A 17,278-nucleotide genomic window follows, 5' to 3' on the forward strand; every position below is an offset into this window, starting at 1 on the left:
CCGCCTCAGCTGCAACTTCGGCGAGAGAGGGCAACCGATCCATTGCGGCGACCGTGGCGCAAGGCAATGGTCGTAACCCGGCGGACAACCAAGCGGAACTCCATGCATTCGCCTCGCTAACCCGGGGATCACTCCTTTAGGAACAAGCGCCATGCTTGGGCCGCGTGAACGACGCTCTTCTGCTTTCAGAAGCCGCTGTTTACACCCGTGCAGACCACCTTCAACTCTATATAGTCATCGATGCCCCAGTGGGACCCTTCGCGACCGAGGCCTGATTCCTTGACGCCGCCAAAAGGCGCGACCTCTGTCGAGATGAGGCCGGTATTAAGACCGACCATTCCATACTCCAACGATTCCGAAACGCGAATGCTTCGATCCAGATCACGCGTGTAGACGTAGCTGGCTAATCCCGCCGGAGTGTCATTCGCCATTTCGATCGCTTCACCCTCGCTTATGAACCTCACTAGGCCGGCGATTGGGCCGAACGTCTCCTCCTTGCAAAGCAACGCCTCGGCAGGAACGTCTGCCAGAACGGTAGGAAGGAAGAAATTACCTTCGCCCTTAATAGCGTAGCCGCCGGTCAGAATACGGGCCCCACGCGCCACTGCATCGTCGACATGAACGGATGCCTTGGCCACTGCCCTCCCGTCAATCAGTGGCCCTTGGTCGGTTGGGCCGCTCATGCCGGCTCCGACTACAAATTGGCTGACGCGTTCAGCCAAGCGCCGCGAAAAGACATCGAAAATGCCATCTTGGACCAGAAAGCGATTTGCGCAGACGCAGGTTTGGCCGGTGTTCCGAAATTTTGACATCAGGGCGCCTTCAACTGCGCTCTCGATATCGGCGTCATCAAAGACAATGAAAGGCGCGTTCCCCCCCAGTTCCAAGGAAACACGCTTCACGGTCGACATGCACTGCGCAGCCAGCATTTTGCCTACGCCTGTTGAACCCGTAAACGTGAATTTTCGGACCCGCGGGTCTGTGGTCATTACTTCTCCGATAGGCGCCGCATCGCCCGTCAGGACATTGAATATGCCAGCGGGCACTCCGGCCTCCTCAGCCAGTACGGCGAGAGCCAATGCGGAAAAAGGCGTGAGTTCAGAGGGCTTTAGCACGAGTGAGCAACCGGCGGCCAAAGCAGGTCCTGCCTTGCGCGTGATCATCGCCAGGGGGAAGTTCCAGGGTGTGACGGCAGCGACAACGCCTACCGGCTCCTTACGCACTGCTAGACGGCGATCGGATGCGTGGGGCTGGATCAACTCGCCATTGATCCGGCGCGCTTCCTCCGCGAACCATTCCAAAAATGAAGCGGCATAGATGACCTCGCCTTTGGCTTCGGTGAAAGGCTTACCCTGTTCCAGCGTCAGGATCGTGGCCAGATCTTCCTGATGCGCGAGCATCAGTTCACCCCAGCGCCGCAGAATAGTGCCGCGCGCCTTCGCAGCCAGCTTGCGCCATTCGCCCTGAGCCTGACAAGCCGAAGTGATCGCCCGTTTTGTCTCTTCGGCGCCCAGGTTGGGAACAGTCCCTAATACAGAGCCGTCTGCGGGATTGGTGACGGAGATTTTCGCCGCACCTTCGACCCACAGTCCATCAATGAAAGCCGCCTCCTTAAGCAAGTCGGGTCGAAAAAGATTGTGCGGGAAGGTCACGCCACCTCCCTCGCGACAGCTGTCAACGCTTTCTCCAGAATATTCAGGCCTTGCTCCAACGTTTCATCTTCAACAGTCAGAGGCACCAGAATTCTTATAGCCTGACCAAATTGGCCGCAGCTTAGCAAAATCAATCCATTTTCAAGTGCGCGGGCGCAGACTCGCTTTGCCTCGTCGCCATCCGGCTGGCCATGTTCATCAACGATGTCGAAAGCAATCATCGCTCCGGGCCCCCGCACGCCGGTGATTTTCACCAGATCCTTATTCCGGGCGAATTCCGCAATCCGTTCGCGAAGTCTGTGGCCGATGACCTTGGCACGGTTGAGGAGATCTTCATCCTCAATAACATCCAGCACGGCCAATGCCGCAGCGAGCCCGACGGGAGAGCCCCCGTAGGTGCCCCCCAGACCGCCTGGACCGATGACGTCCATCACGTCTGCGCGCCCGATAACGCCGGAAATCGGAAAGCCGCCACCTAGCGACTTCGCTACGGTAATAAGGTCTGGCTTGATCGGCACATGTTCGATGCCGAACATTTTCCCGGTTCGCGCGAAGCCAGTCTGAACCTCGTCCGCAATCACCAGAATGCCATGGCGACGACGGATATCATCCAGCGCATGGAAAAATTCGGGCGGTGGGCTGTGGAAGCCCCCTTCGCCCTGAACCGGCTCGATGACGAAAGCCGCGATGCGCTCTGGTTCGATGTCGGCCGCAAACAGGAAGTTGAGAGCCTTGAGCGTTTCCTCAACGCTGACTCCTGTTGTTGGACTGGGATAGGGAAGATGGTAGATTTCCCCAGGAAATGGTCCAAGCCCTTTCTTGTAGGGCGAAACCTTGCCGGTCATTGCGGACGTCAGCAGGGTTCGACCGTGAAAGCCGCCTGCAAAAGCAATGATGCCGGGCCGGCCCGTCGCAACGCGCGCAATCTTGACAGCATTCTCGGTGGCTTCCGCGCCGGTCGTGAAAAAGATGGTTTTGGCATTGCCATCCACGGGCGCCAAAGCGTTCAACCGCTCCGCCAGTTCTATATAAGGGGGATAGGCAACGACCTGAAATGCCGTGTGCGTGTATTTGTCGATCTGGTCGCGAACTGCTGCGATTACCTTGGGGTGGCGATGACCCACGTTAAGAACCGCGATCCCGCCCGCGAAATCGATATAAGCATTACCTTCGACATCCCAGATGGTGGCATTCTCAGCTCTTGCAGCGATGATATTGGTGGCGGTGGCAACGCCTTGCGGAATGGCTTTTGCGCGACGAGCGACATATTCGAAGTTCCGCATCTGATGACCTTCATAAGGGTTTCTGTAATCGTTCCTGATGCTGACACACTAGGTCATTCCGCATTCCGGGAGCAGTTGCTTTCGGCGTCCAGTTTGGTAACCTGAGGTTACCACCTATTCATATGGCTGAGCTCGATGAATTCACCATTGCCTCCTTTCTCAGCCCTCAAGGCCTTCGAGGCGGTAGGCCGATTGGGTGGTATCCGGCGAGCGGCGAAGTCCCTCGGTATAAGCCATGCCATAGTGAGCCGTCACGTAAGAGGGCTGGAGGAGCGCCTAGGCGCTACATTACTGGATCGGGACAGCGGGCAGCTCACCGCCGTCGGGTTCGATTATCACGGTCGTCTGATGAAGGTCTTCAACGAATTAAGAGAAGCAACCGCCGCAGTCCGGGCGAGGACTGATGGCAAGCTTGTTATATCCTGCGTTGGAGGATTGGCCCTGCATTGGCTCGCTGCGCGGCTCGCGATGTCGTCAGGCCAGAATGGAATGCCGCCAGTCGATCTTCGATCGGAGGAAGCGCTCCTTGATCTCTCGAACAATGCGGTTGATGGCGACATTCGATATATTGGCGATTGCCAGACGCTGGACCGGAAGCGAGGGGTGCGAACGGTTGAACTGGCAAGACCACATGTTTTTCCGTTGGCCTCGCCGATGTTCATTGCCCGATGGGGCGACAAGATCAGGTCAGCGGAAGACTTGGCTAAATTGCCGCTGATCGAGGAACGCAGCGATGTGGAATGGCGCATGTGGATGAAGGCACAATCTATCGATCTTCCGCCCAACACTCCGACAGGTCGATACGGCCATGCTCATTTGGCGCTGGCTGCCGCGCGTGCCGGCCAGGGTGTCGCGCTTGGTAATCACTATCTCATTGCCGAAGATCTTGCGGCGGGTAGACTGGTAAAGGTCGTGCCTCGGGAAAAGGAATTCTTGCCTGTTGCGCTGGGGGCCTATGTTTTCAGAGGCCCCGCCAATCGGTGGTCGGATCCATCAATCGTCCGTTTCAGACGTTGGCTTGGAGCGCAATTTAGCGCGGACCCGGCATATTGACGCGTTTTCAAAAGGCTCGCCCGAGGAGCGCTTGCCTCAACGCGTTCCGTTTTGAAGTCAGGGCAGGGGGAAATGTCTGAAATGTTATCACTGGAATATCTGGCTTCGTCTGAATGGAACGGCAAGATCGCTCGGCTTATCGCTTTGGAAGGTAAACCGAGAGTGCAGGCTTTGTTCGACATGTTCTCGCATGCACTGCGGTCAGACGAGATGATGTTGTTTCATTTTCGCGGCAATGCCGGCCCCGAGATAGTTGAGCATCGTACATCGAAGTCCATCAGGGAGCAGCAGATCAATGATTACAAGAACGGCTTTTATCTTACCGATCCATTCTACCTCGCTATTGAGAGATCTACTGAGAACCAAGCAATCAGTCTCAGAGATGTGGTAGATCAGGAGGATTTTCAGACCAGTGACTTTTTCGTACGGCACTATGTTGATACCGATCTTGCCGACGAAATGTGCTATTGCATGTCGGATAGCCAAGGTGGACGCATATTACTTTCCTTTGCGCGCTCACGTGATGCGGGGCTCTATACGGATGAGGAATTGGAGCTAGCCAAGGCGATTGCTCCCATAGCGTTCGGCACCCTTTCCTCAAGCTGGAGACATCTTGTCGACCCGAAGCATCTCATTCCCCCCTCGCCTGAAGAAGTGAAACTGCATGACGACCTAAAAAGAGCTCGAGATAATTTTGGCCGTTCCCTGTTGACCGATCGTGAGTTCGAGGTCGTTCAGATGATGCTGAGGGGATATCCGATAGATGTGATAGCGAAACGGCTGAAAATGGCCGAGGGTACGGCAAAGGTGCATCGACGGAATATTTACGCCAAGTTGGATATCAGCTCGATGGCGGAGCTGTTTTCGCTGTTCATCGACGTAGTTGGGGAAGTGAATGTCGGCCTGGATGCCGATCCGCTGCTTCAATATGGGCAAGTGCCGAGCAGCAACTGAATTGCTACGTGCGCTCGTGCCGCGCCTAACCCGCGCGAGGGATGGGTTGGGCGCCTTGAGCATCCGGCGAGCGACCAGCCGTCATCATGTTGGCGGCGCGGAGGGTATTCGATAGCAGGCATGCGATCGTCATGGGCCCGACGCCACCAGGGACCGGAGTGACGGCCGCCGCGTGCTCCAGTTCCGAAGTCACCGCATCACCCACGATCATGCTCCGGCCATCCTTGTCGACGACCTTGTTGATGCCGATGTCTATCACGATCGCTCCCGGCTTGACCCAGCCGCCGCGTACCAGGCCTGGGCTGCCCGCAGCTACGATCACGATGTCCGCAATCGAAACGATGGAGGGCAGATCGCGCGTGTTGATGTGCGTGACGGTGACGGTACATTCCCTTTCCAGCAAAAGCAGGGCGACGGGCTTGCCGACGATGTTGGACTTTCCGATGACGACTGCCTTGAGGCCGCAGAAATCCTGCACCACGCTTTCAAGCAGGAGAAGGCAACCGAGTGGCGTGCAGGGGATCAGTCCCTGAGTGCCCGTAGAGAGCCGACCCACATTCACCGGGTGGAAGCCGTCGACATCCTTTGACGGACAAATACGGTCCAGCACCACCGCTGCGTCAATATGCCGCGGCAGTGGTAGCTGGACCAGAATGCCATGCACGGAGGGATCGATGTTCAGCGCATCGATCTCGGCCAGGAGCGCGTCCTGGGTCGTTTCGCTCGGAAGGTGCCGCTCGATCGACGCTATCCCGACCCGCTTGGAGGCCTTCAACTTGCGCGAAACATAGACATGGCTCGCCGGATCATCACCCACCAGAATGACGGCCAGAGCGGGCGCGATGCCGCAACGTGCGCGAAAGGCGGCGACGTCCCGGCGAACCGTATCCAATATGCCATCGGCCATCATTTTGCCGTCAATGATCTTCGCCATGGTCAGCCTTGTCATACGGATGTTGAAGGACGGCCTGCGCCGGTGGTGGTGTTCAGCCCACGCGGTCGGCGGCGTAGCTGTCCGGGCTTGCGGGAAAGACGATTGTCCGGTCGCCATTTACAAATACACGATGATGTATATGGGCGTGGATCGCGCGCGCCAATGTGCGGCTCTCCACATCCCGTCCGATGGACACATAATCGTCCGCGCTCTGCGCATGCGTGACGGCTATGGTTTCCTGGTCGATAATCGGGCCCTCGTCCAGTTCCGCGGTAACATAATGGGCGGTGGCGCCGATCAGCTTCACGCCGCGCTTGTGGGCTTGGTGGTAAGGCTTTGCACCTTTGAACCCGGGTAGGAAACTGTGGTGGATGTTGATGACCCGGCCTGGCATCCTGCGGCATAATTCGTCCGAAAGCACCTGCATATATCGGGCCAGCACGATGAGTTCGGCTTGCGTGCGCTCAATGATCGCCATCAGTTCGGCTTCGGCTTCGGCCTTATTATCCTTGGTCACCTTGATATGGTGGAACGGAAGATTGTGGCTCAGCACGAGATGCTGATAGTTGAAATGATTGGAGACGACACCCACGATGTCGATCGGCAGCATGCCGATCTTCCATCGATACAGAATGTCGTTCAGGCAATGCCCAAAGCGGGACACCATCAGAATGACCTTCATCCTGGTCGTGGAATCGTGAAACTCGAAATTCATATTCCACTCTGCGCCGATCCGCGTGAAACCCTCCGCGATCTCCGAAAGGGGCTTCCCTTCTTCGGAAATGAAGCTGACCCGCATGAAGAAGGTGCCGGTTTCCACATCATCGAATTGCGACGAATCCGAAATGCTGCAGCCTTGGCTTGCCAGGTAGCTGGAAATCGTGGCCACGATCCCGCGCTTTGAAGGGCAGGATACAGTGAGGATATCGGTCGTCACATTCTTCTCCAAAATTCTATGACCAGTTGCGCGCTCGGATTCACAGTTTTGCGGTAAGATCGGGAACGGCGGTGAAAAGATCGGCGACGAGTCCGATATCGGCGACCTGAAAAATCGGCGCGTCCACGTCCTGATTGATGGCGATGATGGTCTTGCTGTCCTTCATGCCGGCAAGATGCTGTATCGCGCCCGATATGCCGACCGCGACATAGAGTTCGGGAGCAACGACCTTGCCCGTCTGTCCCACCTGATAGTCGTTGGGCGCATAGCCCGCATCGACAGCGGCGCGGCTGGCGCCCACGCTTGCACCCAGCTTGTCGGCCAACGGCATGATGATTTGCGCGAACGTCTGTGCGTCCTTAAGCGCGCGACCACCAGCAACGACGGTCTTCGCGCTGGTCAGTTCGGGGCGTTCCAGTTCAGCGATTTCCGCCCCAACGAAGGTGGACAGGTTGGCGTCCGCCACGACGGAAAGCGGCTCAACGGCAGCCGAGCCACCGGTTGCCGACGTCATGGGAAATGCCGAACCGCGCACTGTGATGACCAGCTTGAGGTCCGTGGATTCCACGGTCGCTATGACATTCCCGGCGTAGATCGCGCGCGTGAAGCTTCTCTCTCCCTCCACGGAGAGGATCTCCGAAATTTGCATGACGTCGAGCAAAGCGGCGACACGTGGCGCCACACTTTTCCCCTTGCTCGTAGCCGGGGCAAGAAACGCATCATAGCTGACCATGAGGTTGGCGACGAGAGGCGCGACATTCTCCGGCAGCGCGTGTTCGTAACAAGCATGATCAGCCAACAGGACCTTATCGACGCCCGCGATCCCCGCCGCCGCCACGGCTACGGCGCGGCACGCAAATCCGGCCACCAGCAAGTCGACGGGGCCGAGTTTGGCGGCGGCCGTGACGGCAGACAGGGTGGCGTCCTTTACCGCGCTATTGTCATGTTCAACCAAAAGGAGAGTTCTCATCTCAGGCAACCCCCATTTCCTTGATTTTGACGGCCAGAGCCTCCGCATCAGGCACTTTGATACCGGCGGAGCGGGCGGGCGGTTCAGCTAGTTTCAGGGTCTTCAGGCGCGCGGTGCAATCCACCCCGTAATCCGCCGGGCTCTTTATCGTGACGTGCTGCTTTTTCGCCTTCATGATATTGGGAAGCGAGGCGTAGCGTGGCTCATTCAATCTAAGATCGGCAGTGATGATCGCAGGGAGGGAGAGCCTTACTGTTTCCTGGCCACCATCGACTTCACGCGTAACGTCGATTTTGCCGCCATTGATGCTGAGCCGGCTTGCGAAGGCGCCCTGCGGCCAAGTGAGGAGGCCTGCGAGTATCTGTCCGGTCTGGTTCGCATCGTCGTCTATCGCCTGTTTCCCCAGGATGACGAGGTCAGGACTGGTTTCTGCGATGATTTCTTTCAGGATCTTCGCAACCGCGAGCGGTTCGACGTCGGCGTCGTGCTCAACAAGGATGGCGCGGTCGGCTCCCATAGCCAATGCCGTCCGCAACGTGTCCTGAGCCTTCGCTGGGCCTACAGAAACGACGATGACCTCGGCCGCCTCACCCGATTCCTTCAGGCGAACCGCTTCCTCAAGGGCGATTTCATCGAAGGGGTTCATAGCCATCTTGACGTTCGCAAGGTCAAGGCCGCTTCCGTCTGCCTTGATCCTTGGCCTTACGTTGAAATCTATGACCCGCTTCACGGGGACGAGAATGCGCATGATATTCTCCCGATCAGGCTAAGCGCCCTCAAAGATGCAGTTGCTAATGCGGAAATGGTGGCGTTGGCGGCTCACGCCTTGATGCGCAGACCCTTTGGATCATACCAAGGGCCCAGCTGCGCCTCTACCTCATGCCGCTTCCACGCGATCTCGACCTCAAAGCTGTTCGCTTCCAGGAACGCCTTGTCGACACCATCCTCGTGATGGACATAGCCCATTCCCAGCGAGGCCCCGACGCGATGTCCATACGCTCCGGAAGAGATGTCGCCGACTATCCGGTCGCCGATCCACAGGGGCTCGTTATGAAAAACAAAGGGTGCGTCGGGATCCTTGAGCTTGAACTGGACGAGGCGCTTGGTGAGCTTACCAGCTTCTTTCTGACGCAGAAGTGCATCGCGGCCGATGAAGCCGCCCGGTTTGTCCAGAGCGACTGCGAAACCGAGGCCGCCTTCTAGCGGTGTATCCTCTTCGCCGATATCATGGGCCCAGTGGCGATAACCCTTTTCCATGCGGAGCGAATTGAGCGCGAAGAAGCCGGCGTCGCGAAGTCCGAATTCCGCTCCTGCTTCGACAAGAACATCATATACATGCTGTGCGAATTCGGCCGGCATGTAGAGTTCCCAACCCAGTTCACCCACAAAGGTGACGCGGCTCGCACGGACCTTGGCATAACCAAGGTCGATCTCCTGGCTGGTGCCGAAAGGAAACGCTTCGTTGGAGAAGTCGGCGGGCGATATCTTTTGCAACAGCTCGCGCGATTTGGGTCCCATCACCGCCAGCATCGGCAATCCTGACGTGATGTCGACTACATGAGCCAACGCGTCATCGGGGATATGCCGCTTCAACCAAGCCATGTCGCGGCGCTGGGATGCGGCGATGGTGACAATCATGAAGGATGTTTCGGACAGGCGCGTGATGGTGACATCGGCCTCGATGCCGCCCTTGGGATTGAGCCACTGCGTGTAGACCAGCTTTCCGACCGGAACGTCGATCTCGTTGGCGGAAAGCTTGTTGAGCACCTTGAGGGCGTCGCGACCTTCCATAAGATATTTTACGTAGCAGCTGAGGTCGAAGACCGAGACATTCTCCGCCGTATTGCGACATTCGGCGGCAGTGTCGTCGAACCAGCTCGGCTTATGATAGGAATATTCTACTTTCGGCGTCGTCCCTGCGCCGCCGAAGAAGCCGGGCCGTTCATACCCGTTCATTTCGGTCATCCAAGCGCCCTTGGCGATCAGGCGGTCATGGAAGGGACTCCGGCGAACATTTCGCGCAGTCTCCATCTGCAGGTTGGGCCAATGCATGTTGTACATCGCGCCCAGCGTTTCGGTCGTACGGTCGTGAAGATATTTCTTGTTCGTTTGGAAAGAGACTGTGCGACGGACATCGACGTCGACCAGTTCCACCGGCGGCATGCCGTCCTTGATCCAGTCCGCAAGAACCTTGCCGACGCCGCCTGAAGACAAGATGCCTACCGAGTTGAAGCCACAAGCGGTAAACAGGCCGCGCACCTCGGGCGTTTCGCCCAGCAGGTAACGGTCGTCGGGGGTAAAGCTTTCAGGTCCATTGAAAAATAGCTGGATACCCGCATTGGCCAACAGCGGCACACGGTTGACTGCGAGTTCCAATATGGGTTCGAAATGGTCGAAATCTTCGGGCAGCGTATCGAAGCAGAAATCGGGTGAGATGCCATTCATGCCCCAAGGCTTCGCGTTAGGCTCGAAGCAGCCGAGCAGCAGCTTGCCAGCGTCCTCCTTATAATAGGCGTGCTCATCCGTAACGAACATGACAGGCAGGTTGCGCGGAAGTTCGGGGATCGCCTCGGTGACGATATAGAAATGCTCTGCGGCATGCAGGGGAAGGCTGACGCCGATTTGCGCCGCCAGATCGCGCGACCACATGCCGCCGGTGATAACGACCTTTTTCGCCCGTATTTCGCCCTGTTCCGTCATGACGCCGACAGCCTTGCCGCCTTCGACGATGATCTTTTGGACCAGGCATTGCTCAAGGATCTTGGCGCCACCCATGCGGGCACCCTTTGCATAAGCCATCGTGACGTCGATCGGGTTGACCTGGCCATCGTTGGGGAACCAGAAACCGCCGACAATGCCGTCGATGTTCAGCGGCGACCAGCGCTCCTTGATTTCCCCGGGCGCAACAGGTTCGACTGGCAAGCCGAAATTGCGTCCCATGGATGCGCCGCGGGCAAGTTCTTCAAGCCGCTCGGGCGTTTTGGCGAGGCGTAGCGAACCCCGCTGCATATAGCCGGTTGCCATGCCCGTTTCGGCTTCCAGCTGCCCGAACAGCTGGCCCGTATAATAGGCAAGCTCCGTCATCCGCCGGTTAGCGCGAAGTTGGGTCACTAGGCCGGCAGCATGCCAGGTTGTGCCACAGGTCAATTGCTTGCGTTCGCACAGGACTACGTCTGAAATGCCTAATTTGGTCAGATGATAAGCGATGGAGCATCCTGCGATGCCGCCACCGATGATTACGACTTCGGCGGAACTCGGATATGACGTCACAAAAAACACTCCAGAAATCTGCGATGTAGAGAGTGCGGAGAGCTATTCACTTGCACATGGGAGATATGCGCCGATCTCTCAAATCATCACCCGGCAACAGGTCCGTAAATCTTGATCGGAGCGTCTGACTGTCCGGCAAATAAACGCATCGATCATCAAAATCGTTGTATGGATGCATAGTGCTGGCGACACGCTGGTGGAACAATACCCCGCTCGGGGTAGGAGCATGATCGGCTCACACCAGCTATATCCCCACCAGCGTAATCGAGTGGCGAACTTACGCATCTGGAACTGATTTTAGCCCGGATGGGATCACGCATCTTTGCACCTGATTTGATGAGGGTGCGCGGTTGCGAGAAAGGTGCCGGAGAAGGATGGCCAATTTAAGGGGCACGAAGCGTGAGAGAACATGAGCTTCGCAAGCGGGTCGTCGGAGAAATGCACTTGCGGCGCTGGCCACGGCTTTCAGCGTCGATGCAGATCGTGCAGATACTCAACATTCTGGATGACCAAGATCGGGCACGGGAACAGGATTTTGTCTCCCAGTTCAGCGGGAATCCAGATTGCCTGTCCGGCGCAAACCATGTTTCGGGAACGCGGCATGGCGGGATAGCCTACAGCTGGGAGCGTCACAGCGAAGCAAGCTCGATCACTCTTTTTATCGGCCCCGGCCAAACGGACCTGGCCGACTACGCTGTTTCACAAATGGAAAGACTGCCGGGCGCCACGATTCGTGCAACTAAAATCAAGACCGTGCAAGACGAGGCAGAGGCTCAGAACTTGGAGGAAATAGCGTCGTCGGCGATGAACTGGTATCCTGCCATGTGGGGGACAGTATTCGCATCTGGTCCGATTTTCGTATCGGCGCCGATGGTTATGGCAGGCTTCTGGTAGCTGCAAACGTAGCTAGCGACAGCGATCTCACACGTACCGTGCAGCGTCTTCAGGAACTGGGGAATTACCGCAATCTGGCCCTCATGGGTTTGCCGGTTGCTCAAGCGCAATCGCGCTTGCTGCACGAAGCCGAAGCTAGGCTGGGAGACCTGAGTCACATGTTGAGCCGTCCGGAAGTTCGTGACGACGACCTGCTGAGTGAGCTAAGCCAACTCTCGTTGGAGATTGGCGCCCTCGCGGGCGCTACCAATTATAGGATGAGCGCAACGGCCGCGTACGCCCAACTGGTTGAGGAGCGGCTGGCCGAACTGGCTCCATGCCGGATAAAGGGGTGTCAGTCGCTCACCGATTTCACCCAACGCCGCTTTCTTCCAGCGATGCGCACATGTGCGAGCTTCACCACACGGTCGCAGCGGATCGCCGATCTCGCGGCACATCTTTCCAGCTTGCTCAGGACCCGGATCGAAACGCGGATCGAAAATCAGAACGCAAGGCTTCTGGCCTCGCTGGAGCGAAACACCGGCATGACCCTGAGAGTTCAGCAATTGGTAGAGGGATTATCTGTAGTGGCCATCAGCTATTATGGTGTGTCGCTCCTAGGGCATATGCTTGAGGGGGTAGAGGCCTTCGCGCCTGCTCTGCACGGTTCGGCGATCCTGTCCGTCGCAACGCCGATCATATTGATCGGAACTTGGCTTTGCTTGCACCGGCTGCGCGACGCAGTGCTACGGCAGCCTGACGATTAAGGCAATTCAGAGCAATTGGAACATGAAACGCCGTAATGGAAGGTTTGGCCGAGTCAGATGAAAAGCCTGCATTGATCGGACAAGCATAAGCTACCCTTCACAGGGTATTGTATAACGATTTCTTCAGCCTGATCCTTCGGGCCGTCTCAAAATTTGGCGACCGGGACCTCGCCCAACAACGATCCGGGGGTTTTTCAATGGCTTATCACAACGGCTTCTACGCCTTGCAATCCTTGAGTAAAAGGCCAAACCTTTTTCAGACATACGGCGCGCGCGCGACAAGGGCTTCGATAGCAGCGCTGGCCATCAGTATCAGTATGGTTCCCGCCTGTGCTCTGGCCCAAGAGGTTGGGCCGGGTGCGCCCCAGCCGGAAGGTTTGGGCGGTGATATCGTGGTCACCGCGCAACGGCGTGAGCAGCGGCTGGACAAGGTCGGCCTTTCGATCTCCGCCTTTTCGGCCGACCAGATGCAGGCGATGGGTGTCCAGTCGGCGACTGAACTTGCTTCCAAAGTCCCCGGCGTAGTGCTTGAATCGAGCGGAGGTTCGGGGCTGAACGGAAATCTGACGATGCGGGGCGTCGCGGCGACCGACTTTTCAACCAATCAGGAATCGCCGAACGCCATCTACTTCGACGACATTTACGTCAGCTCGCCTTACGAAACCAACTTCCCCGTCTATGATCTGGAGCGTGTAGAGATTTTGCGCGGCCCGCAGGGAACGCTATTCGGTCGAAACTCCACCGGCGGTCTCGCCAACTTCATCACCAAGAAGCCGACAGATCGGTCGGAAGGCTTTGTGTCGGCGACGATCGGCAACTATGATCAGAAGCGACTGGAGGCCGCGATGGGCGGTCCGCTGGACGACAAGACGCAGTTTCGTATCTCGGGTATGCTCGACTATTCCGATGGCTGGTGGAAGAACGCGGCCGGCCCAGATACGAATGCGCAGAAATTCTTTGGCGTTCGCGGGCAGATCCAACGGGACTTGAGCCACAATTTCAAAGCCTATTTTGCAATCTCCTACGATCGCAATCCGCGTGCACGGATCGGGACCTATGACTCCCAGCCGGCTTATTTGGTGAATGGCACGCCGCAACTCCTCCCCGCCGATGTCGATGCATATGGCACCGGCCCGGGGAATGACGCGACGGGATATCGTGATCCCTATCCAGGTGCGCGCAAGACTGCGTTCAACGCCGTGGGCTATCTGAAGAAGGAGCGGGTTTCACCGACCTTGCGTCTTGAATGGAACGCCTCGGATGAAATTAGTCTGATTTCTCTCACCAACTACACGCATTTCAAATTCGCCTATGCAGAGGATTGCGATGGTACGCCCCTCAACGCCTGCTATTTTCCCAGCGGCCAGAATTTGAACCAATGGTCCGAAGAGCTTCGCATGTCGAAAGTGGGAGATAGGTTCAATTTCACCGGCGGCTTATATTTCCTGGACATAAAGCAGTCCAATTATCAGAATTATTCGTTCCCAGCTTATGCTGGTACAGAATTCGCGTTCGATATCAGCAACGTCTTTGACCAGCATGTCCGTTCCTATTCAGCGTTCGCACAGGGTGACTATGCGCTTACCGATCGCTTGAAACTGACAGTCGGCGGACGGGTGCTGCATGACACCAAGAGCTTTTCTTCGCAGGTATATTATAATGAATTGGGAGACGGGGTCATCAACACCGTCTACGATCCCCCGCTGCTCGGATATGATTTTTCTGAGGCAACAGTTGGTCGAGCCGCGAAAAAGAAAGAATGGTTATGGAGCGGCCGCCTCCAGCTCGATTACACCGCCAGTGATGACGCACTTCTCTATGCCAGCGTCTCGCGAGGCGTGAAGGGCAGCGGCTTCAATAGCAATGCGGGCGGGACCACCTCTCTCATGCAGACGCCCTTTGGCGCCGAAACGATGATCGCCTATGAAGCGGGCTCGAAGCTGAAGCTATTCGACCGTACGGTTCGCCTGAATCTTAGCACATTCTATTATGACTATTCCGACTTCCAGGCATTCCAGCTTCAGGGCCTGACTTCCTTCGTCACCAACAATGATGCTTACATGTACGGCGGCGAAATGGAACTATCTGTCACACCTATGCGGAGTCTTGATCTTCAATTGGGCGTGGCAAATCTTCATACGAAGGTTCATGATGTAAACACGAGCTACAGTGGCGTTGTAGATCAGGGCGCCGTCAATGCGCCCAAATGGACCGTCAACGGCCTGGCTCGCAAGTCGTTTGACGTCGGCAGCGGCCAGATCGCCTTCGTGTATGATTTCAGCTATCAGTCCAAGCGCTATTCATCCGTCGATAATAACGCGATGAACCTGCTTCCTGCCGCTACGCTGCACAATGCTCGCGCAAGTTATTCGCGTGATGGCTTTGAAATAGCCGCCTTTGTGAAGAATTTTACCAATGCCGCCAAACAGGTCTCCGCGTTCGATTATATCGCGCTGTTTGGAACCAGAATTGTTACATACGCCCCCCCGCGGCGCTATGGCATCGAACTCCGAAAAGACTTCTGATCTTTCAAATCGTCCCTCGCTTGAAGCCCTTCCGAATTCATTCGGGAGGGCCATTTTTTGGTCTTGGCTGGCACCGCATGTTATCCCATCCTCTATTCCGGACTGGGATGCATTCTCAGATCTTGCGACCGCCGGGTTCGGTCAGCAAGTCTGAGCAGCCCCAATGCCGTTGAGAGGATAATGGCTGCAATGACGGGCATTTCCCACTGTCCCTTCCGTGCGATAAAGCTCTGGGCAACCACGAAAAGGAGAAGCAACGCTCCGGCAGCCGGTGCCACCAAGTGGGCGAAGCTGGTGGCGGAATCGCGGCGTAGGATCAGGATCGCGCCGAGGCTGATCAGGAAATAGGGCAGCAGCCAGAAATTGATCACCATGCTTGCCAGCATGGTGATGGCCTTGATGGGGCTTTCCGCTCCGCTCAGCCGTATCAGCATCGGCACGATCGCGCCGATAAGGCCGACCAGCAAAATCGCGCGATGGGGGGCGTGGACGCAGCCGTTTTTGGTCTTCTGAAGTGTTTATCGGGCGATCCGCATAATGATGAACTGGTGGATCGGGGGTGAAAATGTCGCCCTCGCGGCTGGAGCCGTCGTAGCGGCCTTGGACATTCAAGCCACGAGCAGGCCATCGCTCGACACACGAACTTATCTGTTTCGGAAAGCGCGCGAATATATATTGAACAGGATTACCCAACACTTCAGCGTAGCCGAGCTTTGCGAAGCCCTGCGTGTTAGTCAGCGTACCTTGGAATATAGCTTTGCCGATATCGCTGCGTTAAGCCCGAAGCGATATATTCTGACACAAAGATTAAACCGAGTACGTTCAGATATACTGCAAAGAGGCGCTGCGGCCGACGTGCTCGATCTGGCCCATAAGTGGGGGTTCCACCATCCGAGCCGCTTTTCCCAGCAGTATCGGCGTCATTTCCACGAGCTTCCCTCCGTGACCAAAGGCCGCCTGATCGCCCGGCTCGGCAAGGCGGAAAGCGGCAGGGTGTCCAATTAAGAAAAAGGCCAGGGTATCTGAACCCCAGGTCTTGCTGCCTTTGCCGACGAGAAGGTTTGGGTGATACCCTCGCAGAGGTATTGCCGATCCAGGTCGCCACCGGCACCATCGGCCAAATTAGGTATAGTCGTCTTCCAAGTTATTAAGAGAATCGGCTTTCCAGCGGCTGTCGTAATATTTCGCTGCTTTGAAGGCGTATATAAAAATAACAGATTTTTCATGACCTTGGGAGTTGGAGGATCAGGCGGCCCGTGAACACGATGGATTTGTTCAAGCTTGATGGGAAAGTGGCTCTCGTAACGGGAGGCGCGCGCGGTATCGGCTTTGAGCTTGCTACCGCCATGTCCCACGCTGGCGCGATTGTTTACTGCGCCGATATCAACGGCGCGGGCGCTGAAGAGGCGGCTGAACGGATTACCGCCGATGGCTATGGCGCCGCCAATGGAATACAGGTGGACGTGTCTCAGGAATCGTCGGTCGCGTCCATGGTCGACGCCGTCATGAAACGGCACGGGCGCCTTGATGTCTGTATCGCGAACGCAGGCATCGCTGAACCAAATCTTCCTATATCCTGGGAGGATTACACGACCGAGCTCTGGCGTCGGCTGATCGATGTCAATCTGTCGGGCGTCTTCTTTACTGACATGGCGGCGGCCAGGGCGATGAAGGGGCGCGGCGGCGGCTCCATCATCAATATCGCCTCCATCGTTGGCATGACCGCGGACTCACAGTGGGGCTGCATTGGCTACGCAGCGGCGAAGGGCGGAGTCGTGCAGCTTACACGCCAGCTCGGAGCCATGCTGGCTCCCGAGGGCATACGGGTAAATTCGATAGCCCCCGGCTACGTCGCCACAGAATTGAGCGAAGGCGAGCAGCTGGATCATCCCGATCCGGAAGTTCGCAAACTTCAGGCCGAACTGCTGACTCGCACGCCGATGAAGCGCTACGCCCAGCCGGAGGAACTGCGGGGTGCGGCTCTCTTCCTGGCGTCCGATGCTTCATCATACTGCACAGGCTATACCTATGCCGTCGACGGGGGCTGGCTCGGTGCGTAA

Annotated in this window: 13 protein-coding genes and 2 pseudogenes; 7 read left to right on the forward strand and 8 right to left on the reverse strand. The window is 57.0% G+C overall.

The features are described 5' to 3' along the window. Positions 1–185: 185 nt before the first annotated feature. Complete coding sequence (locus MU848_RS01025; RefSeq protein WP_201516558.1) at positions 186–1,652, reverse strand: NAD-dependent succinate-semialdehyde dehydrogenase; 1,467 nt, start codon at positions 1,650–1,652, stop codon at positions 186–188. Next, a complete protein-coding gene (gene gabT / locus MU848_RS01030; protein WP_201516559.1) occupies positions 1,649–2,935 on the reverse strand; it encodes a 4-aminobutyrate--2-oxoglutarate transaminase in 1,287 nt (428 codons plus the stop codon). The genes MU848_RS01025 and gabT overlap by 4 nt, the downstream gene beginning before the upstream one ends. Positions 2,936–3,070: 135 nt before the next feature. On the opposite strand from gabT, the pseudogene MU848_RS19100 reads away from it, so the two are divergent. The 3 genes and pseudogenes from MU848_RS19100 to MU848_RS01040 form a co-directional block, all read left to right on the forward strand. Further along, a pseudogene (locus MU848_RS19100) lies at positions 3,071–3,244 on the forward strand (helix-turn-helix domain-containing protein); the annotation flags it as partial. A gap of 39 nt (positions 3,245–3,283) precedes the next feature. Then, entirely contained in the window at positions 3,284–3,988 is a 705-nt protein-coding gene (locus MU848_RS01035) for a LysR substrate-binding domain-containing protein (RefSeq protein WP_247229651.1), read from the forward strand. A gap of 72 nt (positions 3,989–4,060) precedes the next feature. Next, entirely contained in the window at positions 4,061–4,942 is an 882-nt protein-coding gene (locus tag MU848_RS01040; protein WP_247229653.1) for a helix-turn-helix transcriptional regulator, read from the forward strand. Between the two features lie 25 nt (positions 4,943–4,967). On the opposite strand, the gene MU848_RS01045 is transcribed toward MU848_RS01040, so the two are convergent. The 5 genes from MU848_RS01045 to MU848_RS19050 form a co-directional block, all read right to left on the reverse strand. Further along, positions 4,968–5,876 carry a bifunctional 5,10-methylenetetrahydrofolate dehydrogenase/5,10-methenyltetrahydrofolate cyclohydrolase gene (locus MU848_RS01045; protein ID WP_380799953.1) on the reverse strand — a complete coding sequence of 303 codons (909 nt, stop codon included), beginning with the start codon at positions 5,874–5,876 and terminating at the stop codon, positions 4,968–4,970. A gap of 52 nt (positions 5,877–5,928) precedes the next feature. Further along, positions 5,929–6,813: a formyltetrahydrofolate deformylase gene (gene purU / locus MU848_RS01050; RefSeq protein WP_247229655.1), complete on the reverse strand. Its 885-nt coding sequence runs from the start codon at positions 6,811–6,813 to the stop codon at positions 5,929–5,931. A gap of 40 nt (positions 6,814–6,853) precedes the next feature. Beyond that, positions 6,854–7,783 (reverse strand): electron transfer flavoprotein subunit alpha/FixB family protein, encoded by a 930-nt coding sequence (locus tag MU848_RS01055; RefSeq protein ID WP_247229657.1) that lies wholly within the window; start codon positions 7,781–7,783, stop codon positions 6,854–6,856. Between the two features lies 1 nt (position 7,784). Continuing rightward, positions 7,785–8,531, reverse strand: coding sequence for an electron transfer flavoprotein subunit beta/FixA family protein (locus tag MU848_RS01060; RefSeq protein WP_247229659.1), 747 nt, complete (start codon positions 8,529–8,531; stop codon positions 7,785–7,787). Positions 8,532–8,602: 71 nt separating this feature from the next. After that, positions 8,603–11,062 (reverse strand): GcvT family protein, encoded by a 2,460-nt coding sequence (locus MU848_RS19050; protein ID WP_315862401.1) that lies wholly within the window; start codon positions 11,060–11,062, stop codon positions 8,603–8,605. Positions 11,063–11,491: 429 nt separating this feature from the next. Here MU848_RS19050 and MU848_RS01070 point away from each other — a divergent pair. Further along, positions 11,492–12,693 (forward strand): annotated as a pseudogene (locus tag MU848_RS01070) (DUF3422 domain-containing protein). Between the two features lie 107 nt (positions 12,694–12,800). Continuing rightward, entirely contained in the window at positions 12,801–15,218 is a 2,418-nt protein-coding gene (locus tag MU848_RS01075) for a TonB-dependent receptor (protein ID WP_247229663.1), read from the forward strand. 92 nt (positions 15,219–15,310) lie between these two features. Here MU848_RS01075 and MU848_RS01080 read toward each other — a convergent pair whose 3' ends face one another. Beyond that, positions 15,311–15,685, reverse strand: a complete 375-nt coding sequence (locus MU848_RS01080) for a hypothetical protein (protein ID WP_201516568.1) — start codon at positions 15,683–15,685, stop codon at positions 15,311–15,313. A 70-nt stretch (positions 15,686–15,755) separates the two neighbouring features. Between MU848_RS01080 and MU848_RS01085 the strand changes: the two genes are divergently transcribed. Both MU848_RS01085 and MU848_RS01090 read left to right on the forward strand, forming a co-directional pair. Then, positions 15,756–16,223: a helix-turn-helix domain-containing protein gene (locus MU848_RS01085; protein ID WP_201516569.1), complete on the forward strand. Its 468-nt coding sequence runs from the start codon at positions 15,756–15,758 to the stop codon at positions 16,221–16,223. Positions 16,224–16,483: 260 nt separating this feature from the next. Further along, positions 16,484–17,278, forward strand: coding sequence for an SDR family NAD(P)-dependent oxidoreductase (locus MU848_RS01090; protein ID WP_236575244.1), 795 nt, complete (start codon positions 16,484–16,486; stop codon positions 17,276–17,278).

The sequence above is a fragment of the Sphingobium agri genome (assembly GCF_023051225.1).
Taxonomy (GTDB): domain Bacteria; phylum Pseudomonadota; class Alphaproteobacteria; order Sphingomonadales; family Sphingomonadaceae; genus Sphingobium; species Sphingobium agri.